This window comes from Flavobacterium quisquiliarum (assembly GCF_019308285.1).
In the GTDB taxonomy this organism is placed as follows: Bacteria; Bacteroidota; Bacteroidia; order Flavobacteriales; family Flavobacteriaceae; genus Flavobacterium; species Flavobacterium quisquiliarum.
The window spans coordinates 108,027-130,851 of the sequence record NZ_WWEM01000035.1; the positions used below are offsets into that span (position 1 = coordinate 108,027).

Genomic DNA, 22,825 nt, shown 5'->3' on the forward strand with positions numbered 1-22,825 from the left:
CTAAAAATCAAAAACATGAAAAACTTATTTTTCGCAAGTTTAATTTTGTTTGCGTTCAGCACCGTTGCAAAAGCGCAGCAGTTAAAATCACCCGAAGGAAAGTTCGTAATGGAATTTTCTCTTCAAAACGATGGAACTCCAACGTACAATTTAAAATACAAAAACAAAGAAGTTGTAAAAACTAGTAAATTGGGTCTTGAACTTAAAGATGATAAAAAATCTTTATTGAATGACTTTACAATCGCTGATACTAAAACTTCAACTTTTGATGAAACTTGGAAACCAGTTTGGGGAGAAGTAGATCACATCAGAAATCATTATAATGAATTAGCTGTTACCCTTAATCAAAAAGGAACAGACAGACAAATCGTAATCCGTTTTCGTTTATTCGATGATGGTTTAGGATTCAGATATGAATTTCCAGCGCAAAAGAATCTTACTTACTTTATAATTAAAGAAGAAAGATCTCAATTTGCAATGACTGGAGATCATACTGCATTCTGGATTCCGGGAGATTATGACACGCAGGAATACGATTATACCAAATCGAAATTATCTGAAATTAGAGGTTTATCTGAAAAAGCATATACAGCAAACGTTTCTCAAAAATCCTTTTCTCCAACAGGAGTTCAGACTTCTTTGATGTTAAAAACAAATGATGGAATCTACATCAACTTACACGAAGCTGCTTTGATTGACTATTCTTGTATGCACTTAAATTTAGATGATAAAAACTTAATTTTTGAATCTTGGTTAACGCCAGATGCAAAAGGAGATAAAGGCCACATGCAGGCTCCTAATCACTCTCCTTGGAGAACGATTATTGTAAGCGATGATGCAAGAGAAATTCTTTCATCAAAAATGACTTATAACTTAAACGATCCATCGAAGATTGAGGAAACTTCTTGGATCAAACCTGTAAAATATGTTGGTGTTTGGTGGGAAATGATTACAGGAAAAAGCTCTTGGTCGTACACAAATGATTATCCAACGGTTCAATTGGGTGTTACAGATTTCGCAAAAGCAAAACCAAACGGAACACACGGAGCTAACAATGCTAACGTAAAAAAATACATTGACTTCGCTGCTGCAAATGGTTTTGATGCTGTTTTGGTGGAAGGATGGAACGAAGGTTGGGAAGATTGGTTTGGACATTCAAAAGATTATGTTTTTGATTTCTTGACTCCTTACCCAGATTTCGATGTAAAAGGGCTGCATGAATATGCAAAATCTAAAGGTGTAAAAATCATCATGCACCACGAAACTTCAGGTTCTGTTCGTAACTACGAGCGTCACATGGATGCTGCTTACAAATTTATGAACGATAACGGATACAATGCTGTAAAAAGCGGTTACGTTGGAGATATTTTGCCAAGAGGCGAAAACCATTACAGCCAATGGATTGTAAACCACTATCAATACGCTATCGAAAAAGCAGCTGATTATAAAATTATGGTAAACGCTCACGAAGCGGTTCGTCCAACAGGAATTGCTAGAACGTATCCTAACTTAATTGGAAACGAAGCAGCAAGAGGAACAGAATACCAAGCTTTTGGTGGCTCTAAACCAAATCACGTTACGGTATTACCATTTACACGTTTAATTGGTGGTCCAATGGATTACACTCCGGGAATCTTCGAAATGGATATCAGTAAAATGAATCCTGAGAACAAATCGCATGTAAACAGTACATTGGCAAATCAATTAGCATTATACGTTACCATGTATAGCCCATTGCAAATGGCAGCTGATACTCCGGAAAATTACAACCGTTTTCCAGATGCATTCCAATTTATTAAAGATGTGGCTGTAGATTGGTCAGAAAGTAAATATATTGAAGCTGAACCAGGAGATTTTATCACAGTTGCCCGTAAAGCAAAAGGAACAAACAACTGGTTTGTTGGAAACGTAAACGGAGAAACTCCACGTACATCAAACATCGATTTCAGTTTCCTTGAAAAAGGCAAAAAATATACAGCAACAATTTATGCTGATGCAAAAGATGCGCATTACAAAACAAATCCGCAAGCTTATACAATTAAGAAAATTGCTGTAACAAATAAATCAAAATTATCTCAGTTTTCTGCTCCAGGCGGAGGATATGCAATAAGCATTATCGAAACTAAATAGTTTTTCAAAGACAAGTAATTTCCCCCTAGATTACTTGTCTTTTTTTTAAATTGCAAAAAGCTTATCCGAACAGGTTTTAAAAACCTGTTAGGTATTATATCAGGTCAGTCCTGCAAGGTTTCCAAAACCTTGTAGGTTTTCTAAAGTTTTACTCAATTTATACCTACAAGGTTTTGGGAACCTTGCAGGAAATCAGAACCCAAAAAAGAGAATGAATTACAGACTAACATTTTGGACAATTTTACTAATATTTTTTGGCATAAACATTTATTCTCAACAGAAAGTAGTCGCTAAATATGATTACCTATTATATCTGCCAAAAGAGTATTCAAAAGAAACTAAGAAATATCCGCTTGTAATTTATCTTCATGGAGGAGGACAAAAAGGCAATGATTTAAATAAACTCAAAACATACGGCTTGCCTTATCTGATTGAAAAAGAACAAAATTTCGATTTTATAATTGCTTCGCCTCAATGTCCAGACAATAAATATTGGTCGACTGAAAATTGGTTCGAAACATTATACGCCGATTTGGAAGCAAAATATAGAATCGATAAAAGCAGAATTTATATTACTGGAATCAGTATGGGAGGTTACGGTGCCTTTATTACCGCTTTAGATTTCCCTAATAAATTCGCAGCAGTTGTAGCCCTTTGCGGCGGTATTAACGATAGCGATTTAAAAAGAATTTGCAATCTCAGTAAAATTCCGATTTGGGCTTTTCACGGAACTGCCGATGATAAAATCCCTTTTAGTGAAACGGAGAGAATTGCAAAAGGTCTTGAATCTTGTAAAATCAAAAACAACTTCAAGTTTACCCGTTTAGAAAGTGAAGGTCATGAAATTCAGTATTTATACGAAACAAAACCTGAAATCTATAAATGGATGCTGGAACAAAAGAAATAAAAAATACAAACTATGAAAAACCAAAAAACATCACTTATCTATAAATTAATCCTATTGGTTTTGTTGTTTTCCGCTTCTGCGAAAGCACAAATCCAAAAAGTAGAACCGCCATTTTGGTACGCAGGAATGAAAAATTCGGAACTGCAGATTATGTTCTACGGAAAAAATATTGCACAATATGAAGCTTCCGTTTCTAATAATGTTGCTATTAAAAACGTCGAGAAAACAGAAAACCCAAATTACCTTTTCGTAACAATCGACACAAAAGATGTAAAAGCTTCTGAATTGATTTTCTCTTTCAAAAACAAAAATAAAGTCGCTTTTACTCAGAAATATACTCTTAAAGAAAGAAGAGCCAATTCTGCCGACAGAAAAAGCTACGATGCTTCTGATTTAATTTACTTAATCATGCCAGATCGTTTTGCAAACGGAAACCCTAAAAATGATAGCAATGCTTCCTTAACTGAAAAAGGAAACCGTCAGGATCCAAGCGGACGTCATGGAGGAGATATAGAAGGAATTATCAAAAACTTAGATTATATTTCATCTCTTGGTGCAACTACAATCTGGAGCACGCCTTTATGCGAAGACAACGACAAACAACATTCGTATCATACTTACGGACAATCGGATGTTTACAAAATTGATCCCCGTTACGGAACAAACGATGATTACGCTCGTTTATCGGCAGAAATGCATAAAAAGAATATGAAACTGGTTATGGATTATGTGACGAATCATTGGGGAATTACGCACTGGATGATGAAAGATATTCCAACCAAAACATGGTTCAATCAATTTGAGACTTTTACACAAACACACCACAGACGTGAAGTAATTACAGATATTCACGCTTCAAAAATAGATCAGGAAGTTTGCGTTGATGGATGGTTTGTACCTTCAATGCCAGATTTGAATTTAAGAAATCCTTTGGTTGCAAAATATTTAACTCAAAATGCTATTTGGTGGATCGAATTTGCCAATCTTGACGGATTCAGAGTAGATACTTATAACTATTCAGATAAAACAGCAATGGCAAATTGGGCAAAAGCCATTACAGACGAATATCCGAACTTTAATATTGTGGGCGAAATCTGGATGCACAATCAAGCAAATTTAGCATTTTGGCAGAAAGACAGCAAAATTGGCGCTATCGAAAATTACAATTCAAATCTTCCAAGTGTAATGGATTTTACGCTTCAAAGCCAGATTACTTCTGCTTTCAACGAAAACGAACCAAGCTGGGATAACGGATTGATTAAATTCTACAACAATTTTGCTATGGATTTTTTATATCCAAATACCAATAACATTTTGGTTTTTTCCGAAAATCACGATACAGATCGTATGAACGAAAAGTTCAAATATGATTTACCAAAATACAAACTAGCGATGACTTTATTGGCAACGGTTCGCGGAATTCCACAAATTTATTACGGTTCAGAAATCGGAATGGGCGGTGATAAAGGAAAAGGTGGTGATGCAGATATTCGTCAGGATTTTCCAGGCGGATGGGCTGGCGATAAAAACAACGCTTTTACCAAAGAAGGAAGAACGGCTGAACAAGCTGCTTTCTTTGATTTCTCTTCAAAATTATTCAACTGGAGAAAATCAAACGAAGCCGTTCATTTCGGAAAAATGACGCATTACATTCCAGAAAATAACACTTATGTATATTTCAGATATACTGATAATAAAACCGTAATGGTCGTTTTCAATAATAATGCAAAAGAACAGGCTATAAAAACAGCTCGTTTCAAAGAAAACATCAAAAACTATAAATCAGGAAAAGATGTTATTACAGGAAAAACATTCAATTTAGCTACTGAAATTACTTTAGAACCAAAATCAGCTTTGGTTTTAGAATTGGAATAAAAACGAAATCCGTTTAATTTTTTCCGCCACGAATTCACGAATTATTTTTTAAATCTTTGAGAATAAAATTCGTGAATTCGTGGCTATTTTTTTCAACGCAATCCATCCTAAATTATTCTAAAATAATGAAAAAATACACTTTCCTTTTTTTATCTTTAGTATACTTAACAATGAGTTGTTCTGGCTCAAAATCAGTTACAATGAATAACGAAAATACTTCGAAAATACCTTTCGTTTGGGAAGGAGCAAATGTTTATTTTTTACTTACAGATCGTTTTTACAACGGAGACACTTCAAACGACGTCAATTTCAACCGAACCAAAACTCCCGGAAAACTCCGCGGATTTGAAGGCGGTGACATCATCGGAATTACAAAAAAAATCGAATCAGGCTATTTTGAAAAATTAGGAATAAATGCCATTTGGCTTACGCCGATTGTAGAACAGATTCACGATGGTGTTGATGAAGGAACTGGATTGAGTTACGGTTTTCATGGCTATTGGGCAAAAGACTGGACGGCTTTAGATCCAAATTTCGGAACCAAAGAAGATTTAGCCAATCTGGTCAAAAAAGCGCACGAAAAAGGCATCAGAATAATTCTGGATGGTGTAATTAATCATACTGGACCCGTAACTCCAGAAGATCCCGTTTGGCCTTCAGATTGGGTAAGAACCGGCGTTGTCTGCGATTACAAATCTTTTGAAAATACTACTATGTGTACTTTGGTAGAAAATCTTCCAGATGTAAGAACAGAAAGTGTTCAGGAAGTTGCACTCCCACCTTTCTTAATCGAAAAATGGAAAAAAGAAGGACGCTACGAAAAAGAAATTGCTTCGCTTGACGAATTCTTCAAAAGAACGAATTATCCAAGAACGCCAAAATATTACATCATAAAATGGCTTACAGATTATATTACAGAGTTTGGAATTGACGGTTATCGCGCTGACACTGTAAAACATACCGAAGAAGGCGTTTGGGCCGATTTCAAAAAAGAATGCGAATACGCTTTCGAAACATGGAAAAAACACCATCCAATGCAGGTTTTAGACCAAAATCCGTTTTACACGATTGCCGAAGTTTACGGTTACGGAATCAGCGGTGGTCAGGATTATGATTTTGGAGACCGAAAAGTAAATTACTTTCAGAATGGTTTCAACAGCATGATCAATTTTGAATTCAAATGGAATGCTGGTCAAAACGATTACGAAGGTTTATTTTCGAAATATTCGAATGCTTTGAATAATGATTTAAAAGGATATTCGGTTTTAAATTATATGTCTTCTCATGACGATGGACAACCTTTTGATGCCAATCGAACAAAAAGCATTGAAACAGCAAACAAACTCTTACTTTCCCCAGGAATGTCTCAGGTTTATTACGGCGACGAATCAGCACGATCTTTGGTTATTGAAGGAACTCAGGGCGATGCCACTTTACGTTCGAATATGAATTGGGAAGATATTCAAAACAATCCTGAAACACAGAAAACACTTTTACATTGGCAAAAATTAGGACAGTTTAGACGAAATCATCCTGCTGTTGGTGCTGGTGTTCATAAACTGATTAATCCGTATCCTTACACTTTTTCAAGAACGTTTACGCAAGGTAGTTTTACAGACAAAGTCGTTATGGGATTAGATTTACCAAAAGGGAGAAAAGAACTTCCTGTCGGCGATATCTTCCCAAATGGAACTAAATTAAAAGATTCTTATTCAAATCATGAAGTCGAAGTTATTGATGGAAAAGTGATTATCGACAATGATTTTGATATTGTTTTGTTGGAGAAGATTTAACCGCTAAGAGCGCAAATTTTTTTAGCCACGAATTCACGAATTTTTATTCTCAAAGATTTTAAAAAATAATTCGTGAATTCGTGGCTATTTAATTTTCACTAATTTATTTGCGAACCTTGTGTAAAACTTTGCGACCTTTGCGGTTAAGAAAAAAAACTGCAAAATGCTCAAAATTGCACATCGAGGCGCCAAAGCCTACGAACCTGAAAATACTTTACAAGCTTTTCAAAAAGCCTTAGACTTAAATTCAGACGGAATTGAACTCGATGTTCATTTGAGTTCGGATGGACATTTAATCGTAATTCACGACGAAACCATCGACAGAACCACTAACGGAAAAGGTCTAGTAAGTAGTTTTTCTTTAGCTGAGCTAAAATCATTTTTAATTGATGAAAAATACCAAATCCCAACTTTAAACGAAGTTTTTAATTTAGTTGACAAAAAATGCCTGATCAATATCGAATTAAAAGGTTTAGGAACTGCACCAAAAGTTGTTGCTTTAATTGAGAAATATATCTCAGAAAAAAACTGGAAATACGAGCATTTTATTATTTCAAGTTTTGAATGGAATATGCTGGAAGAAACATCAAACCTAAATCCAAAAATTCCGATTGGTGTTTTAACAGAAGAAAATATAAATACCGCTTTGGCTTTCGCCGAAAAAATAAAAGCAAAAGCCATTAACCCCGATTTTAATTTATTGAATGAAGAAAATGTTCATCAAATGCAGGAAAAAGGATTTCTAGTTTTACCATGGACAGTAAACTCAGAACAAGACATTCAAAAAGTAAAAAGTTATCAAGTAAACGGAATTATCTCTGATAATCCAGATAAAATATAAAGTTTAAATAGCCACGAATTCACGAATTATTTTTTTACAATCTTTGAGAATAAAAATTCGTGAATTCGTGGCTAACAAAAAAATATGATCAAAAATTTCGACATAATAATCGTTGGCGGAGGCGCTGCAGGTTTTTTTACAGCAATTAATATTGCAGAGAAAAATCCGAAACTGAAAATTGCTATTTTAGAAAGAGGAAAAGAAGTTCTTTCTAAAGTCCGCGTTTCTGGTGGCGGACGATGCAACGTTACACACGCTTGTTTTGAACCTAACGAATTAGTTAAATTTTATCCTCGCGGAGAAAAAGAACTTCGTGGCCCTTTTCATCAATTCTGTTCTGGCGATACAATAGAATGGTTTGAAAAACACGGTGTCGAATTAAAAATTGAAGAAGACGGCAGAATGTTTCCTGTTTCCAATTCGTCACAAACCATTATAGATTGTTTCTTAAAAGCAACCGAAAAATTAGGTATAAAAGTTTTGACAGGTCAAAGCGTACAATCCATTTTCAAAAAAGAAAATCATTGGAAAATTGATACACAAACGGATAATTACGCTACAGAAAAATTAGTAATGGCAACGGGAAGTAATCCAAAAATATGGGAAATGCTTCAAGAACAAGGACACGCTGTTGTAAGCCCAGTTCCTTCCCTATTTACTTTCAATATTAAAGATTCGAGAATAAAAGAATTACCAGGCGTTGCTGCACAAGTCACTGTAAATGTAAAAGATACAAAACTAGAATCGACAGGACCTTTATTAATTACTCATTGGGGAATGAGCGGTCCAGCAATTCTGAAACTTTCAGCTTGGGGCGCACGTATTTTGCATGACAAAAATTATCAGTTTACGATTTTTGTGAATTGGCTTAATGATGTTGATTACGAAGATGCTGAAAAAATCTTAAAAGACTTAAAACAGGAACATGCTAAAAAAGCCGTTTCTAAAAAATCGCCTTTTGACTTCCCGAACCGTTTATGGGAAAGTTTAGTTCTGGCTTCAGGAATTGATTCAGAAACCAAATGGGCTGATTTATCTAAAATTCAATTGCAGAATCTAACTTCGCAATTAACCAAAGCAGAATTTAAAGTCAACGGAAAGAGTACTTTTAAAGAAGAATTTGTAACGGCTGGCGGAATCGATTTAAAGGAAATCAACTTTAAAAAAATGGAAAGTAAAATTCACGAAAACCTTTATTTTGCTGGGGAAATTGTAAACATAGACGCGATAACAGGCGGATTTAATTTTCAGAATGCCTGGACAAGCGGGTTTATTCTGGCTCAAAATATTTAATATAAAATGAAATTTAAAGGAATTATTTTTGATTTAGACGGAACGCTAGTAGATTCATTACACGATATTTCAGATGCGATGAATAAAGTACTTACCGCTCTAAGTTACCCAACACATGATTACGATACTTACCAATATTTTATCGGAAGTGGTTTGCGAAATCTGGTAAGCAAAGCATTGCCAGCCACAAACAATTCTGATGATGAAATCGAAAGTTGTTTTGAATGTATGGTTGATGAATATACTAAAATCTGTACCCTCAAAACAAAACCCTATGATGGAATTGTTGAACTGCTTGAAAAACTGACTTCACAAAACATAAAAATGGCGGTTTTCTCCAACAAAGCCGATGAATTGACTAAGAAAATAGCTTATGAATTATTTCCGAAACAATTTGATACAGCGGTTGGTTTAAGCACAGAAGAACTTAAAAAACCAAATCCGTTTGAAGCGATTGAAATCAGTAAAAAATGGAATCTAAAACCAGAAGAAATCCTTTTTGTAGGCGATTCTGATATTGATATGAAAACGGCAATAAACGCAAATATGTTTCCTGTAGGTGTTACTTGGGGTTACAGAACAGAAGATGAATTGAAATCTAGTGGAGCAAAAGTGGTTATTAATTCTGCTTCAGAATTAATCGAAATATTGTAAATCGTGAATGCTGAATTACAAAAACAAATACTATCAATCACTTCGTTTTCTCAAAATGAAATCGAAATGATTGATTCTTGTTTTGAATATGAAAATTTTACTGCCAAAGAATTTCTTTCATCAATGGGGAAAATCAGCAATAAAATTTTCTTTATTGTTGACGGATTAGCACGTGTTTATTACTTAAAAGACGGAAAAGAAATTACCACTTATTTAAGTTGTGATGAAGGCTTTATCGCTTCCTATTCTAGTTTTATAAACCAGACGTCTTCTTTTGAAAATATTCAGTGCATTGAAGACTGCGAAGTCCTTTCCATCACTTTCGAAAAAATGCAGTTTTTGTATAACGAAATTCCGAATTGGGAACGCGTTGGAAGAATTTTGGCTGAACAGAATTACCTTTGTATGGCTGATCGTGTTTTAAAACTGCAAATGATTCCCGCCAAAGAAAAATACAAGACATTTCTAGCATCGGCTCCAGCCAAAATAATACAGAGAACACCTTTAATTTATATCGCTTCTTTTCTCGGAATTACACCCGAATCACTCAGCAGAATTCGTCAGGACATTTCTTAACATTTATCAAGTGAGTTGAAAAACGGAATTCAAATCTTTGTCAAAATAAAATTTGAAAAAGATGAAGCATATTGCCAAAGACGTTTACCAAATCCCTTTACTTCTAAGAAATGCCATTAATTGTTATTTAATTGAAGATGTTTTAATTGATGCTGGAATTCGAAGTTCTGCAAATACCATTTTAAAAGATTTAAAAGACAAAACTATTACCAAACACGCTTTAACGCACGCACATGCCGATCATCAGGGAAGTAGTAAAATTATCTGCGAAACTCTGAACATTCCTCTTTTGTGCAGTGAATCCGAAAAAGAATTTGCCGAAAACGGAAACGTAATTAAAGAATACCCAAATCCAAATCACATTATTTCGAAATTTCAGAAAAACTTCTGGGCAGGAAAAGGGCATCCAGTTTCTGAAACTTTAAAAGAAGGCGATCAAATTGGCGGATTTACCGTTATTGAAACGCCAGGACATTCGAGAGGACATTTGTCTTTTTTCAGAGAAAAAGACGGCGTTTTGATTGTGGGCGATGTGATGACCAATATGAATTTGTTGACTACAAAAGTTGGTCTGCATGAACCGCCTCATTTATTTACTGCTGATCAGAAAACCAATAGAAAATCGATACTAAAATTAGCTTCATTACAACCCAAAATATTGTGTTTTGGCCACGGCCCTATTTTATTTAACAATGGAGAATTGGAGAAGTTCAAAAACTCGATTAAATTTAATTAACAAGAATTTACAGATTCTGTAAGTTTTCATTAAGACAATTCTAATAATTTTACTCTCAACTAATTAATCCTGTATGAGAGTAAAATTACTTACCACAATTTCTATTTTCACTTATCAACTTAGTATTTCTCAATCCGAAAAAGTATTAAATGGAAAAGTTCTTTCGCAGAATTTACCACTTAATAAAGTGGAAGTAATTAATAAAACTGCCAAAACAAGCACAAGAACAAATGAACTAGGCGAGTTTTCGATTCTCGTTCGCCCAAAAGATAGTCTCCTTTTTTTCTCCAGAGATTATTTCTTCAAAAGATTAAAAATTTCTCAGCAAAACATCGATCAGAATAATATTGTAGTGAATATGATTTTGAAACCAGAAGAACTCGATGAAGTGCTAATTACAGATATAAAATTTCCTAAAGTTAGCGTCGCAGATGAAAATTCTACTATAACACCAAGGCCAGCAATATCTAATCCTGGCGTCTATACCGGCGGAATTACAAACGGAGCAGATTTGCTTGCTATTTTTAGTTTGTTTACTAGAAAAGATAAAAAAGCAAAAAATAAAAGCAAAAGTCACGAATTGACTTTTAAACAATTAGTTCATTCTACAGTACCTTTAGATTTTTTCTCAAATGATTTAAACTTAAATCCTGAAGAAAAAGAACTTTTTATCGAGTTCTGTGATGCTGATCCTAATTCTCAATTCATTCTAAAACAAAAAAATCTGATTTATACACTAGACTTTTTACATACTAAAAATCAAGAATTTAAAAAACTGAATTCTGGAATTAAAAACTAAAAAGTCTTTTTTGTATGAAAGTAAAATTACTCACAACCATTTCTTTTTTCACTTATCAACTAAGTATTTCTCAAACCGAAAAATTACTTCATGGAAAAGTCATTTCTAACAATATTCCTCTGAATAAAGTTGAAGTTATAAACAAGACAGCCAAAACAAGTACTACGACAAATACTTTGGGAGAGTTTTCTATTTTGGTAAAAGCAAAAGACAGCTTGTTATTTTTTACTAAAGATTATTTTTTCACAAGAATTAAAGTTACTTCTGAAAACATACAAACCAATAATCTAGTCGTTAAAATGATTCCTAAACCTGAGGAACTAGAGGAAGTAATAATACCAGCTGAAATCAAATTTGATCCGTTGCCTCCAGATCCTGAAACTGTAGCAGAAATCGACAGAGACAAAAGAGCTAAGGACTTAAAACATTATATTCCGCAATATAATGACGGTAGCATTACAAACGGAATGCAGACTAGTTTTAAATTCAGTCTTGGGAAATCTCGTGAAAAAGACGAACCTGAAAGCGCATTCAAAAAACTTATAAGAAAAACTTGTTCTAAAGATTTCTTTACAAAAAACTTAAAAATAGCAGCTGAACAAAAAGAACTTTTTATTGATTTCTGCGATGCCGACCCAAAGTCTAAAAGCATTACTGCAAATCCAAATATTTTAACCACAATTGAATTTCTGACTGCTAAAAATGAAGAATTTAAGAAGCTGAAATAGCTTTCTACATCTGACAAACCTGAAACTAAAAAAATTTACTTATTCAACCACCAAATACTGGCATTCAAAATAGTAGCAAATCCAACCCATGCTAAATATGGGATTAATAAATAACCCGAAATTTTATTGATTTTGATGAACTTCAAATAGGTTTCATAAATCATCAGCCATAAAAGAGCAATTTCGATTAAAGCCAACATTGGATTTTTTAGTCCGAAGAATAAATAAGACCAAATCGCATTTAAAATCAATTGTATTATAAAAAACAATAATGCTTTTTTAACTTCTTCGGTCTGTTCTTTAATTTTATCCCAAACCAATGCTGCCGCAACGGCCATAAAAATGTAAAGCACTGTCCAAACTGGCATAAAAATCCAGTTCGGCGGATTAAAAACTGGTTTTTCTAAAGTTACATACCACGTCTCAATGCTTGGTCTTGTAACCAAACTTGCAGAATATCCAACTGTTAAACAAATAATTAATGCTATAGCAATTTTTACGAACTTATTCATTTTATTAAATTTTGTAGTCAAAAATAGTTAAAAGAAAGGTTTTAACCATATAAGTGATAGAAGTTCATTTTAGCAAAACCAACTTATAATTTCTTATATAACTTATATGGTGGAAAAATGAAAAAGTTATCTTTGCCAAAATTTTATATTTCATGTTTACAGCAGCCGATTTTATTCCAAATCCATATACTTCAACAATCGAAAACGGAAACTTTGAGTGGAGCGCTCCAAGTAACATTGCCTTAGTAAAATACTGGGGGAAAAAGGACAATCAGATTCCGGCAAATCCTTCGGTTAGTTTTACGCTTAACAACTGTAAAACCATTACAAAATTAGGTTTTGAAAAAAGAACAAACCAAAATTCTTTTTCTTTTGATTTACTTTTTGAAGGAAAACCAAAAGAAGATTTCAAACCAAAAATTCAGAAGTTTTTAGAAAGAGTTGAAGTTTATCTGCCGTTTTTGAAAGACTATCATTTTACGATTGATACACAAAATACTTTTCCGCATAGTTCAGGGATCGCTTCTTCTGCATCTGGAATGGCTGCGCTGGCAATGAATTTTATGAGTTTAGAAAAACTTTTAAATCCTGAAATGACTGATGAGTATTTCTATCAAAAAGCTTCGTTTCTAGCCCGTTTAGGTTCTGGAAGCGCCTGCCGAAGCGTAAAAGGAAATGTTGTTGTTTGGGGAAATCAGGCAAATATTAAAGGAAGTACAGATCTATTTGGGGTAGAATTTCCATACAATATTCATGAAAATTTCAAGAATTATCAAGATACGATTTTATTAGTTGATAAAGGAGAAAAACAAGTTTCAAGTACAGTAGGACATGATTTAATGCACAATCATCCTTATGCAGAAAGACGTTTTGCCCAAGCACACGAAAATCTGGATAAATTGATTGCTATTTTTAAAAGCGGTGACCTGCAAGAATTCATTAAAGTGGTAGAAAGTGAAGCATTGACTTTACACGCCATGATGATGACCTCAATGCCGTATTTTATTTTAATGAAGCCAAACACGCTGCAAATCATAAATGCGATTTGGAAATTCAGAAATGAAACCCAGATTCCTGTGTGTTTTACGCTTGATGCTGGTGCCAATGTACATGTGCTTTATCCCGAAAACGTTACCGAAAAAGTATTACAATTTATTCAGGACGAATTAGTTGTATTTTGTCAGAATAGTCAATACATTTGCGACAAAATTGGAGAGGGTGCAATTGCATTATAATTTTGCGTATCTTTAGTTAAATTTTTTTGGTTATGGACATTCAATTAGAAAAACGTGAGGTGATGGAGATTATAAAAGGTATAGATGACCTTTCAATCATTTTGGCTGTCAAAGAATTGTTAACCAAAAAGAAAAAAGATTGGTGGGATGATTTAACTGATGAGCAAAAAGCAGAAATTGAAGAAGGAGAAAGACAAATTGAACGTGGTGAATTTGTTGAATACGAAGAAATGATGAAAAGATTTCGTTAATGAAAAGAACAATCGTCTTTTCAAAAAATGCTGAAAAACGTTTATCTGATTTATTTGAATATTTAGAAGGTCGATGGTCGGAAAGAATAAAAAATAAGTTTATATCAAATCTCGACAAAGTAATTTATCTAATTCAGATTGAACCAGAAATTTTTCCTAAATCGGAATTAAATAAAAACTATCGAAAATGTGTCTTATCAAAACAGACCACAATTTATTATAAATTCAACACAAAAAGAGTAGAGATAATTACATTTTTCGACACCAGACAAAACCCAAATAAAATTAAGAAAGACATAAAATAAATCATGAAAGGACCATTATTTTATTCAAAAATATTACTTTTTGGAGAGTACGGAATCATCCGCGATTCAAAAGGTCTTGCTATTCCTTATAACTTTTACAATGGCGCTTTGAAAAAGTCGGAAGAACCTTCAGACGAAGCCATTGCTTCAAATAAAAGTTTGAGAAGTTTTGCTTCTTATCTTGAAGTCTTACACACACAGCAGCCGGATTTGGTTACTTTCGATTTAGAAAACCTTAAAAATGATGTCGAAACTGGAATGTATTTCGATTCTAGTATTCCGCAAGGATACGGTGTTGGAAGCAGCGGTGCACTTGTAGCGGCGATTTATGATAAATATGCTACGAACAAGATCACAGTTCTGGAAAATTTGACACGCGAAAAACTTTTACAGTTAAAAAATATATTTTCTCAAATGGAGAGTTTTTTCCACGGAAAAAGCTCTGGTCTAGATCCGTTGAACAGTTATTTGAGCATTCCAATTTTAATTAATTCTAAAGATAATATTCAGACAACTGGCATTCCGACTCAAAGTTTAGACGGAAAAGGTGCTGTGTTCTTGTTAGACTCTGGAATTATTGGAGAAACAGCTCCAATGATCAGCATTTTTATGGAAAACCTAAAAGACAAAGGTTTCCGTGCCATGCTTAAAAACCAATTCGTAAAATACACAGACATCTGTATCGACAACTTCCTGCATGGTGACATGAAGTCTTTGATTGGCAATACTAAAAAACTTTCTAAAGTTGTTTTAAATAACTTCAAACCAATGATTCCCGAACAATTTCATGCTATTTGGCAAAAAGGAATCGACACCAACGATTATTACCTAAAACTTTGCGGTTCTGGCGGAGGCGGTTATATTCTTGGTTTTACCGAAGATTTAGAACGCGCCAAAACCTCTCTGAAAGACTTCAAATTAGAAGTTGTTTATCAGTTTTAATTCCCTTAAAAGCCGAAGTTATTTGAGTAGATTTTTATAAGTTTTCATCCTAAAAAGTTATTTATTATGAAAAGTATTTTTAAAATAATCAAAGCAACTTTTTTAGGAGGAATTCTTTTTCTGGCACCTTTAGTGGTATTGCTTGTGATTCTGGAAAAAGGATACGGCATTATTCAAAAAGTCACATTGCCTCTTGTAAGCAATTTACCAAAAGTACATGTTTTAGGAGTTGCGCTTCAAGAACTTATTGGAATACTCATTATTATTCTTATATGTTTTATTGCTGGTTTACTGGCAAGAACTCCTAAAGCACAAGAACTTATCCGGAAACTAGAAGATGGAATTTTAAGTTTTGTTCCGGGATATTCATTTATGAAAAGCATGAATGAAAACATTATGGGAATTGAATCTAAAGAGGACTTAAAAGTAATTCTCGTTCCTACCGATGCAGGCTTACAGTTTGCTTTTTTAATTGAGCAAATAGATGATAATAACTTCACTGTTTTTGTTCCAGATGCTCCAAATCCGTGGAGCGGTTCTGTAGTTTTTGTGGAAAAAAAAGATATCAAAGAAATTGATATGACTCAAAAACAAGCCTTGGCCTGTATTCGAAAATTAGGCTTTGGCTCTAAAGAATTGTTAAAAAATAAACTCTAAATTTTTAAAACCAAAAATATCCTTTAACTTCCCTTATCTAAACCATCACAAACCTTATCTATGCTGAGCAGACAACATAAACTTTTAATAATGAAAATTGTCAGTTTGTTTTCTGTTGTCAGAGGTTACAATATTCCAATTATCATTTTAGCACAATATCTGTCTGCTATTTTTATTCTTGCTCCGGAAATCAGAGCGTTGGATATTCTGCTTGATTTTTATTTGTTTCTTATTGTTTTCGCTTCGGCTGTTACAATTGCTTCCGGTTATATTATCAATAATTTTTATGATAGCCAGAAAGACTTAATAAACAGACCTAACAAATCAATGCTGGATCGCTTGGTCAGTCAAAAAACAAAATTGAATGTTTATTTCAGTTTAAATTTTCTTGCTGTTTTAATGGCTTCTATAGTGTCTTGGCGCGCTTTTTTATTCTTTTCTGCCTATATTTTCATGATTTGGTTTTATTCGCATAAAATAAAAAAGTATCCAATAATCGGAAATCTAATGTCGGCATTACTTGCTGTTACGCCATTTTTTGCCATTTTATTGTATTTCTATAATAAGGTTTCATTTGAAGAAATTGAGAACCACATGAGTCATTTTGTAGTGATTTCGGCACATGCAGTTTTCTTGTTTCTACTTTTATTGATTCGTGAAATGATAAAAGATCTCGAAAATCTAAAAGGTGATTTGGTGAGCGATTATAGAACAATTCCAGTTTTGTATGGCGAAAAAATCTCCAAACAAATTATAACTGTTTTGACACTATTGACTATTTTACCTGTTTATATTTTGGTAAACATTTACGATGTGGGTTATATGGACATTTATTTTTATGTCTGTTTTGGAGTTTTACTTTTCTTCCTGATTTATTTATGGAAGTCTGATTCTAAAGAGCAATACTTAAGACTTCATAATGTTTTAAAATTCCTTATTGTCTCTGGTGTCTGCTGTATTGTCCTAATCAATCCGAGCGTTTTGTGGCATGGAAGGGAATTGATTTCTAATTACTAGTTTTTTTATACCGCGGAGATTCGCGGAGATTCGAAAAATTTTCTTTTGTCTTTTGTAGATTTTTTCTTTTGTGTAGCTCTGTTTAAATTTTGCGAATCTTTGTGAAATAACATAATATCTTTAAAAGAAGCCTTTTGTTTGAATTTAGCCCCGATTAAAGTGGAAATCTTTTTATTTTTTTTCTTTAAAAAAATAAAAAATTAGGAACGGAAAGCGGGAAACCATGCCTCAAAAAAATGCCAAATGTATTGCTCCTGAATATTTTAAAATAAAACGCTATTAATCTAAGAACATTGAACTTAAGATTATTAGCAGGAAAAAACTATCTTTGCACAAATTAATGATTTTATGAACAACAAGGAAGGCAATAATAAGAGAGGCGGATCTAGACCAAATAGCTCAAGATCAAACTCTAGTAAGCCAAAACCTCCTATGGCTAAGCGTGCGCAAGGGCCGAAAAAAGTGAAACCTGAAGTTAAGGCAGCGCAGGAAGCAGCAGCTGAAAAATTAAGAAAGCAAAATACTCCAGCAAAGAGACAAAAAGCTTCTGACGAAATTCGTCTGAATAAATACATCTCGAATTCTGGTGTTTGTTCTCGTCGCGATGCTGATATTTATATTCAGTCTGGAAACGTTAAAGTTAACGGTGTTCCTGTAACTGAAATGGGGTATTTGGTAAAATTAAATGATGTGGTAAATTTTGACGGTGTTGTTTTGACTCCTGAAAAGAAAGAATATATTTTATTGAATAAACCTAAAAACTTTACAACTGCGCTTGATGAAGGTCAGGAATATCGTAACGTTCTAGAACTTGTTCGTGGTGCAACCAATGCAAAAATTGCTCCTATTGGAAGAATGGATAAAAATACAACGGGTTTATTGGTGTTTACAAACGACAACGATATGATTCGTAAGTTTACGCTTCCAAACCAAAAGTCTCCTAAAATTTATCAGGTTTCTTTAGACAAGAATTTGAAATATGAAGATTTAGAAAAAATTGCTAAAGGTCTTGTTTTAGACGGACACCGCGTTTTTGTTGAAGAAGTAAGCTATATTGATAACGAACCTAAAAATGAGGTTGGTTTAAAATTACGTACTGCAAATGTAAAAGTGGTACGCTCTATTTTTGAGTCTTTTGACTACAATGTACTGCGTATTGACCGTGTATCATTTGCTGGTTTGACCAAAAAGAATCTTCCGAGAGGAAACTGGCGCTTTTTGACTGATCAAGAAATTATCAATTTGAAAAACATGTAATTGTTTCTCCAATTAAAATTATACTAAATCCTATTTTCTTTTGGAAATGGGATTTTTTTATTTTAGAAACTAAAGAAATTGTGTCCGAAAAGTGTAAAAATTGATCTTCCCATAGACTGGCTTTTTTCTTCGACTGTTTCGTGACATGAGAAACCAAGGATAATTTTGATTCCGGGCGGAATACTGTTTAAGATATCTCTTTTTTGATCTTCAAGAAGTAATTTTAGACTTTCTAATAATTGAAGATTATTTCTTAAGTAAGACATTACTAGAAGTGCTGAAAAGTTAAGTATTTCTCTGGCTGTTTCGCTTTTGATTCCAACTTCATTTGAAACCATTTCTGAAATTCTTCCTTTTTTATTTGTGAACAGTTCTTTTAGATAAGTGTTTCCTTCTAAACGGTAGCAGTCATCAACTGATAAGATTCTGCCTGCATTAAAATCGATTTCCTGGTAAAAAGTCGAATCTTCTTTCATCATCGAGACTATTTCGGTATAGAAATCAGCTTCTTCGGCTTTGTTGTAAAGTCCCATTAGAATTGTACCGATTGAGACATCAATTCCCTTTATTAAAAGAGCATCATTTTCAAAATAAAACTTATTTAACTTGGAGACAACATTAGATGAAATAAAACGTCTAAGTTCAATTTGTAGGTTTGGGGTCATACGTTTAACTTATTTAGGGGAAACAATTATTTAAACTTATTCAAAATAACCGACAAAGTGAGGCTTTTTATCGTTTATTGGGATAAAAATATAAAATATATTAACATTTCCAAAAAATAAGTTAATTTTTTAGATGGTCTATTTTCAAGTATTTAGCTTACAAAATTAAAGACATCAGTAAATATAAAGCTTGACGTAACGTAAAAGATAGAAAATTATTTTTAAAATTTTAAGAGTTTTTTAAAAAAATTAAAAAATATAAGAAAAAACTTAAAGTCAAATTAACTATATTAGAAAATTAATGTCCAATTTTGCCATAGAATGGTAAGAAAAATACCAAGGTAAATTATCGAAAAAAGAAAATTGACAAAACTTGATGCTAAAAACCCGAGAACAGATCCAGTTGCTGCTTTTAGAGCGCGTTTATGATTTTGAGAATCATATAATAGCTCGCCTATTAATGCTCCCAAAAATGGTCCTATTATAACTCCAAACGGAATTGGAGCTAGAATTCCGATGATTAAACCAATGTTGGTTCCCCAGACTCCATAAGAGCTTCCTCCAAATTTTTTAGTTCCTTTTGCAGGAATTATATAGTCTAAAATGGTGATAATTACCATTAGAACGAAAGTGATTCCTAAAATCCAATAATTATTTTCAACTGCTTTGGTGAGATACAAAAGCAATAAACCAACCCAACAACTTGATAAACCTGGTAATACGGGAAGAAAACTTCCAAAAACTCCCACAATGACACATATAAAACCCAACAGTACTAAAAGTAAATCCATATTATTTTCGACAAATTTGTTCTTACAAATTACTATTTTATTTTTTGCTCTACAAACCTAAAATCCGTAACTTTAAAAATATGAAGATTCTTAGTTATAGAAAGCTTCTCAAAAAAAATAATCGTATTTTTGTTGTTTCATTCAATATTAAAACTTTGAGGCAGTTTTTCCCTATTTTTATTTGTATTCTTTTTAATTCTTGTCAATATTTTGAGAAGCAGGTTCCGTCTGAAAAAGAGTTGCTTCAAAAAGAATTAAAATCAATCAACTGGAAAGAAGTTGATGAATATCCGTCTGTTCCTAACTGCGAAAAAATTACCGATAAAAAACTTCGCCAGCAGTGTTTTTTTGAGGTAATGTCAAACCTTATTGAAGAAAAATTAAATGTTGACACTTTATCTATTTTATATCCAGAATTAGATACTATTGAGGTAAAAGTAACCGTTTTTCCAAACGCTACAATTAAATTTGAACCTCAGTTTCCAAAAGATTCTGTGGCTTATGACACCATTAAAATTGACAGTATTTTACACGCTCGTTTGATTAATTTTCCAAAAATAAACCCAGCCATAAAACGCGGTATTCCTGTAAAAACTCAATTTATTCTTCCAGTTATTTTAAAAGCAAAAGACGAGAAATAATTTTTACACCATAAAGAGATGTAAGGTCATTTAAAATTTGAATGAACGCATGTCACCACAAGGGAGATTACTTAACTTAAATCTCTTCTATAACTTATATGGTTTAATTTATTTTAAAAAGCGTCGGTCTTTCCATTCATAAGAACCAAACAAACTATACAAAGCTACAATTGAACTAAAAAATGGGTAAAGTAAACTGCTTAATAACAGACTTTTTATTCGAGTTTCAGTTAAAAATTGATTGGTTAATGCTAATAAAACAAAGTCGGTTATAAACTTAAAAAAGGCAAATAATACCAAAATTGGATAGTTCAGAATTCCGAAGAGAAATAAGAAAAAACTAATCACTAAAGTTAGATTTCCAAAGAAAACAATTAAGCCTAAAAACTTTCCAAAAGGACTTTTATACGAACTGGTTTTAGCCGCCCAACGAACTCTTTGATAAAAAAGCGCCTTCCAGTTTTCGGTTGGTTTTGTGACAACAATGGCTTCCTTCGCTTTTAAATAATGAACTTCATTTGGAAATTTCTCAATTGCTTTTTGCAGTAAAAAAACGTCGTCGCCGCTGGCAATTTTATTGTTTCCTTCAAAACCGTTTAGATCTTCGAACAATGATTTTGTGTAGGCAAAATTAGCTCCATTGCACATAAAACCTTTTTTAATTCCAAAACTTCCAATTGTGGCGCCTTGCAGACTTGTTAAATCCAATTGCTGGAAATGATCTAAAAATAAATTCTTGCATTGGTATGAAACTGCTCCAGCAAGCATCGAAGCTTTATTCTGCCGCATGTAATTATCGTAAGTTAAAAGCCAGTTTTGAGGAACAATGCAATCGGCATCTGTTGTAATTACCCAATCGGTTTTTACTTGCTGCATTGCTGTTGTAATCGCATCTTTTTTAGGAGATTTTGAAACCCGAACGTTCTCAATTATCGAAACTTGAAACTTAAAACTTGAAACTTGAAACTCTTTCTTTGAAGAATCATCAACTAAAATCACTTCAAATAAATCTGTGGGATAATTGAGTTTCGAAATACTATTTAAAAGATTGGGAAGATTTTCTTTTTCATTCCGAAACGGAACTATAATCGTAAAACTCGTTTTCGGTTTTAAATCTGTTTTTTGATATTTTTTGATTTTGAAAAAACCATAAATCAGTAAACTAATACTAATTACATAAAGGATCAATATTCCAGATAAAACAAAAATCATGCTGCTGTTTTAGTTTTAAAATTCAGCACAAAATAACTTCCTAAGACTACTGGCAGCACCACATTCAAAAACCACATTAAAGTACTTATAAAAACTACTATCCATTCATTAACACCCAGAATTCCGAAGAAATACATAGCTACACTTCCTTTTACGGCAAAGTCTAAAAATTGAAATGTTGGCAATGACGAAGCCAGAAAATAAACCGATGTTACAGTTGCAATTAGAATGGAATAAGGTAAATCGACATCAAAAGCCAGAAACAAAAAGTAATACTGATGCGAAAAAACCAAATACCGTAAAATTCCTAAAACAATATTTTTTCGATGAACCGTTTTCGGAATTTCATTGATTTTATGAATTAGTTTTTCAATCGAATATCCTTTGATTTTGATTTTCTTTAAAGAGAACAAAACAATCAAAAGCAATACAAATCCGCCAAACAAGATGGCTACTGTTTTGGTCGTAATGACATTGTATTGTGCATTGAAATACATCAAACCAAATATTCCAAAAATGACAGTTAAAATCATCTGGATTCCGTTGCAGATTAAGTTCAGGAAAACTACTCTTTTCGCTTCCGATTTTGGGTAATACAATGCTTTTCCAGCGTACTCACCTACTCCATTTGGTGTAAAAATTCCAGCTGTCAATGCGGCCAAAACCTGTTTTGTGGCTTCGTAAACCGATATTTTATGAATGACCTGAGCGAGATTCTGCCACTTCAATATCTCGAAATAGCGGTTCAAAACACTTAAAAGTAATATAAACGAAACCCCTAAAACCGATTGGTTTTTACGAAATAAAACAATGAACTTCTGCCAGTCTAACTTATCGTTGTTAGCCAGCTGATTGTAAATAAAATAAAAAGCACCGCCAACGATCAAAAGTTTAGCCAGAAGAACTAGGAATTGCTTAGCTTTGTGAGGAATTGAAATCATGCCGCAAAAGTAACATAAAGTATTGTAATAATGCTATTCCACAAAGATTCTCAAAGCAAACGCAAAG

Annotated in this window: 24 protein-coding genes; 19 read left to right on the forward strand and 5 right to left on the reverse strand. The window is 33.1% G+C overall.

Features of this window, described 5'->3' with window-relative positions:
• Nucleotides 1-15: 15 nt before the first annotated feature.
• The 11 genes from GSY47_RS17775 to GSY47_RS17825 all read left to right on the forward strand — a co-directional run bounded on the left by GSY47_RS17775 (nt 16) and on the right by GSY47_RS17825 (nt 12,332).
• Nucleotides 16-2,130 carry a glycoside hydrolase family 97 protein gene (locus tag GSY47_RS17775; RefSeq protein WP_179002591.1) on the forward strand — a complete coding sequence of 705 codons (2,115 nt, stop codon included), beginning with the start codon at nt 16-18 and terminating at the stop codon, nt 2,128-2,130.
• A gap of 211 nt (nt 2,131-2,341) precedes the next feature.
• Complete coding sequence (locus GSY47_RS17780; protein WP_179002592.1) at nt 2,342-3,037, forward strand: carboxylesterase family protein; 696 nt, start codon at nt 2,342-2,344, stop codon at nt 3,035-3,037.
• Nucleotides 3,038-3,049: 12 nt separating this feature from the next.
• Nucleotides 3,050-4,912 (forward strand): glycoside hydrolase family 13 protein, encoded by a 1,863-nt coding sequence (locus tag GSY47_RS17785; RefSeq protein ID WP_179002593.1) that lies wholly within the window; start codon nt 3,050-3,052, stop codon nt 4,910-4,912.
• 125 nt (nt 4,913-5,037) lie between these two features.
• Entirely contained in the window at nt 5,038-6,705 is a 1,668-nt protein-coding gene (locus tag GSY47_RS17790; RefSeq protein ID WP_179002594.1) for an alpha-amylase family glycosyl hydrolase, read from the forward strand.
• Nucleotides 6,706-6,868: 163 nt separating this feature from the next.
• Nucleotides 6,869-7,546, forward strand: coding sequence for a glycerophosphodiester phosphodiesterase (locus GSY47_RS17795; RefSeq protein WP_179002595.1), 678 nt, complete (start codon nt 6,869-6,871; stop codon nt 7,544-7,546).
• Nucleotides 7,547-7,630: 84 nt separating this feature from the next.
• Entirely contained in the window at nt 7,631-8,839 is a 1,209-nt protein-coding gene (locus GSY47_RS17800) for a BaiN/RdsA family NAD(P)/FAD-dependent oxidoreductase (RefSeq protein ID WP_179002596.1), read from the forward strand.
• 6 nt (nt 8,840-8,845) lie between these two features.
• Nucleotides 8,846-9,493: an HAD family hydrolase gene (locus GSY47_RS17805; RefSeq protein ID WP_179002597.1), complete on the forward strand. Its 648-nt coding sequence runs from the start codon at nt 8,846-8,848 to the stop codon at nt 9,491-9,493.
• Nucleotides 9,494-9,496: 3 nt separating this feature from the next.
• The gene (locus GSY47_RS17810) at nt 9,497-10,069 is read left to right on the forward strand and encodes a Crp/Fnr family transcriptional regulator (RefSeq protein WP_179002598.1); all 573 of its coding nucleotides are present in this window, start codon (nt 9,497-9,499) and stop codon (nt 10,067-10,069) included.
• Nucleotides 10,070-10,130: 61 nt separating this feature from the next.
• Nucleotides 10,131-10,805 (forward strand): MBL fold metallo-hydrolase, encoded by a 675-nt coding sequence (locus tag GSY47_RS17815; RefSeq protein ID WP_179002599.1) that lies wholly within the window; start codon nt 10,131-10,133, stop codon nt 10,803-10,805.
• Nucleotides 10,806-10,878: 73 nt separating this feature from the next.
• Nucleotides 10,879-11,604 carry a hypothetical protein gene (locus GSY47_RS17820; protein WP_179002600.1) on the forward strand — a complete coding sequence of 242 codons (726 nt, stop codon included), beginning with the start codon at nt 10,879-10,881 and terminating at the stop codon, nt 11,602-11,604.
• 14 nt (nt 11,605-11,618) lie between these two features.
• Nucleotides 11,619-12,332, forward strand: a complete 714-nt coding sequence (locus tag GSY47_RS17825) for a hypothetical protein (RefSeq protein WP_219071496.1) — start codon at nt 11,619-11,621, stop codon at nt 12,330-12,332.
• A 35-nt stretch (nt 12,333-12,367) separates the two neighbouring features.
• On the opposite strand, the gene GSY47_RS17830 is transcribed toward GSY47_RS17825, so the two are convergent.
• Nucleotides 12,368-12,844, reverse strand: coding sequence for a TspO/MBR family protein (locus tag GSY47_RS17830; RefSeq protein WP_179002601.1), 477 nt, complete (start codon nt 12,842-12,844; stop codon nt 12,368-12,370).
• 152 nt (nt 12,845-12,996) lie between these two features.
• Here GSY47_RS17830 and GSY47_RS17835 point away from each other — a divergent pair, with 152 nt between their 5' ends.
• The 7 genes from GSY47_RS17835 to GSY47_RS17865 all read left to right on the forward strand — a co-directional run bounded on the left by GSY47_RS17835 (nt 12,997) and on the right by GSY47_RS17865 (nt 18,508).
• Nucleotides 12,997-14,079: a diphosphomevalonate/mevalonate 3,5-bisphosphate decarboxylase family protein gene (locus GSY47_RS17835; protein ID WP_179002602.1), complete on the forward strand. Its 1,083-nt coding sequence runs from the start codon at nt 12,997-12,999 to the stop codon at nt 14,077-14,079.
• 32 nt (nt 14,080-14,111) lie between these two features.
• Nucleotides 14,112-14,330 carry a hypothetical protein gene (locus GSY47_RS17840; RefSeq protein ID WP_179002603.1) on the forward strand — a complete coding sequence of 73 codons (219 nt, stop codon included), beginning with the start codon at nt 14,112-14,114 and terminating at the stop codon, nt 14,328-14,330.
• A complete protein-coding gene (locus GSY47_RS17845; RefSeq protein ID WP_179002604.1) occupies nt 14,330-14,635 on the forward strand; it encodes a type II toxin-antitoxin system RelE/ParE family toxin in 306 nt (101 codons plus the stop codon). The genes GSY47_RS17840 and GSY47_RS17845 overlap by 1 nt, the downstream gene beginning before the upstream one ends.
• Before the next feature lie 3 nt (nt 14,636-14,638).
• Complete coding sequence (locus tag GSY47_RS17850) at nt 14,639-15,577, forward strand: mevalonate kinase family protein (RefSeq protein WP_179002605.1); 939 nt, start codon at nt 14,639-14,641, stop codon at nt 15,575-15,577.
• Nucleotides 15,578-15,643: 66 nt separating this feature from the next.
• Nucleotides 15,644-16,234 (forward strand): DUF502 domain-containing protein, encoded by a 591-nt coding sequence (locus GSY47_RS17855; RefSeq protein ID WP_179002606.1) that lies wholly within the window; start codon nt 15,644-15,646, stop codon nt 16,232-16,234.
• 60 nt (nt 16,235-16,294) lie between these two features.
• Nucleotides 16,295-17,251: a geranylgeranylglycerol-phosphate geranylgeranyltransferase gene (locus GSY47_RS17860; protein WP_179002607.1), complete on the forward strand. Its 957-nt coding sequence runs from the start codon at nt 16,295-16,297 to the stop codon at nt 17,249-17,251.
• A gap of 348 nt (nt 17,252-17,599) precedes the next feature.
• On the forward strand, nt 17,600-18,508 hold the full coding sequence (locus GSY47_RS17865) for a pseudouridine synthase (RefSeq protein WP_179002608.1): 909 nt from the start codon (nt 17,600-17,602) through the stop codon (nt 18,506-18,508).
• A 62-nt stretch (nt 18,509-18,570) separates the two neighbouring features.
• Here the strand turns inward: GSY47_RS17865 and GSY47_RS17870 are convergent, their stop codons facing one another.
• Nucleotides 18,571-19,173, reverse strand: coding sequence for a DUF937 domain-containing protein (locus tag GSY47_RS17870; protein ID WP_179002609.1), 603 nt, complete (start codon nt 19,171-19,173; stop codon nt 18,571-18,573).
• A gap of 290 nt (nt 19,174-19,463) precedes the next feature.
• Nucleotides 19,464-19,964, reverse strand: a complete 501-nt coding sequence (locus GSY47_RS17875) for a DUF456 domain-containing protein (RefSeq protein ID WP_179002610.1) — start codon at nt 19,962-19,964, stop codon at nt 19,464-19,466.
• Between the two features lie 155 nt (nt 19,965-20,119).
• Here GSY47_RS17875 and GSY47_RS17880 point away from each other — a divergent pair, with 155 nt between their 5' ends.
• Nucleotides 20,120-20,605, forward strand: coding sequence for a hypothetical protein (locus GSY47_RS17880; RefSeq protein ID WP_179002629.1), 486 nt, complete (start codon nt 20,120-20,122; stop codon nt 20,603-20,605).
• A 108-nt stretch (nt 20,606-20,713) separates the two neighbouring features.
• Here the strand turns inward: GSY47_RS17880 and GSY47_RS17885 are convergent, their stop codons facing one another.
• Nucleotides 20,714-21,817: a glycosyltransferase family 2 protein gene (locus GSY47_RS17885; RefSeq protein ID WP_179002611.1), complete on the reverse strand. Its 1,104-nt coding sequence runs from the start codon at nt 21,815-21,817 to the stop codon at nt 20,714-20,716.
• Entirely contained in the window at nt 21,814-22,758 is a 945-nt protein-coding gene (locus GSY47_RS17890) for a lysylphosphatidylglycerol synthase transmembrane domain-containing protein (protein ID WP_179002612.1), read from the reverse strand. The genes GSY47_RS17885 and GSY47_RS17890 overlap by 4 nt, the downstream gene beginning before the upstream one ends.
• Nucleotides 22,759-22,825 lie beyond the last annotated feature (67 nt).

What these genes read in the sequence shown, in the direction of transcription:
- GSY47_RS17775 (WP_179002591.1), top strand. Translation starts at nt 16, where the DNA reads ATGAAAAACTTATTTTTCGCAAGTTTAATTTTGTTTGCGTTCAGCACC.
- GSY47_RS17780 (WP_179002592.1), top strand. Translation starts at nt 2,342, where the DNA reads ATGAATTACAGACTAACATTTTGGACAATTTTACTAATATTTTTTGGC.
- GSY47_RS17785 (WP_179002593.1), top strand. Translation starts at nt 3,050, where the DNA reads ATGAAAAACCAAAAAACATCACTTATCTATAAATTAATCCTATTGGTT.
- GSY47_RS17790 (WP_179002594.1), top strand. Translation starts at nt 5,038, where the DNA reads ATGAAAAAATACACTTTCCTTTTTTTATCTTTAGTATACTTAACAATG.
- GSY47_RS17795 (WP_179002595.1), top strand. Translation starts at nt 6,869, where the DNA reads ATGCTCAAAATTGCACATCGAGGCGCCAAAGCCTACGAACCTGAAAAT.
- GSY47_RS17800 (WP_179002596.1), top strand. Translation starts at nt 7,631, where the DNA reads ATGATCAAAAATTTCGACATAATAATCGTTGGCGGAGGCGCTGCAGGT.
- GSY47_RS17805 (WP_179002597.1), top strand. Translation starts at nt 8,846, where the DNA reads ATGAAATTTAAAGGAATTATTTTTGATTTAGACGGAACGCTAGTAGAT.
- GSY47_RS17815 (WP_179002599.1), top strand. Translation starts at nt 10,131, where the DNA reads ATGAAGCATATTGCCAAAGACGTTTACCAAATCCCTTTACTTCTAAGA.
- GSY47_RS17820 (WP_179002600.1), top strand. Translation starts at nt 10,879, where the DNA reads ATGAGAGTAAAATTACTTACCACAATTTCTATTTTCACTTATCAACTT.
- GSY47_RS17825 (WP_219071496.1), top strand. Translation starts at nt 11,619, where the DNA reads ATGAAAGTAAAATTACTCACAACCATTTCTTTTTTCACTTATCAACTA.
- GSY47_RS17830 (WP_179002601.1), bottom strand. Translation starts at nt 12,844, where the DNA reads ATGAATAAGTTCGTAAAAATTGCTATAGCATTAATTATTTGTTTAACA.
- GSY47_RS17835 (WP_179002602.1), top strand. Translation starts at nt 12,997, where the DNA reads ATGTTTACAGCAGCCGATTTTATTCCAAATCCATATACTTCAACAATC.
- GSY47_RS17840 (WP_179002603.1), top strand. Translation starts at nt 14,112, where the DNA reads ATGGACATTCAATTAGAAAAACGTGAGGTGATGGAGATTATAAAAGGT.
- GSY47_RS17845 (WP_179002604.1), top strand. Translation starts at nt 14,330, where the DNA reads ATGAAAAGAACAATCGTCTTTTCAAAAAATGCTGAAAAACGTTTATCT.
- GSY47_RS17850 (WP_179002605.1), top strand. Translation starts at nt 14,639, where the DNA reads ATGAAAGGACCATTATTTTATTCAAAAATATTACTTTTTGGAGAGTAC.
- GSY47_RS17855 (WP_179002606.1), top strand. Translation starts at nt 15,644, where the DNA reads ATGAAAAGTATTTTTAAAATAATCAAAGCAACTTTTTTAGGAGGAATT.
- GSY47_RS17860 (WP_179002607.1), top strand. Translation starts at nt 16,295, where the DNA reads ATGCTGAGCAGACAACATAAACTTTTAATAATGAAAATTGTCAGTTTG.
- GSY47_RS17865 (WP_179002608.1), top strand. Translation starts at nt 17,600, where the DNA reads ATGAACAACAAGGAAGGCAATAATAAGAGAGGCGGATCTAGACCAAAT.
- GSY47_RS17870 (WP_179002609.1), bottom strand. Translation starts at nt 19,173, where the DNA reads ATGACCCCAAACCTACAAATTGAACTTAGACGTTTTATTTCATCTAAT.
- GSY47_RS17875 (WP_179002610.1), bottom strand. Translation starts at nt 19,964, where the DNA reads ATGGATTTACTTTTAGTACTGTTGGGTTTTATATGTGTCATTGTGGGA.
- GSY47_RS17885 (WP_179002611.1), bottom strand. Translation starts at nt 21,817, where the DNA reads ATGATTTTTGTTTTATCTGGAATATTGATCCTTTATGTAATTAGTATT.
- GSY47_RS17890 (WP_179002612.1), bottom strand. Translation starts at nt 22,758, where the DNA reads ATGATTTCAATTCCTCACAAAGCTAAGCAATTCCTAGTTCTTCTGGCT.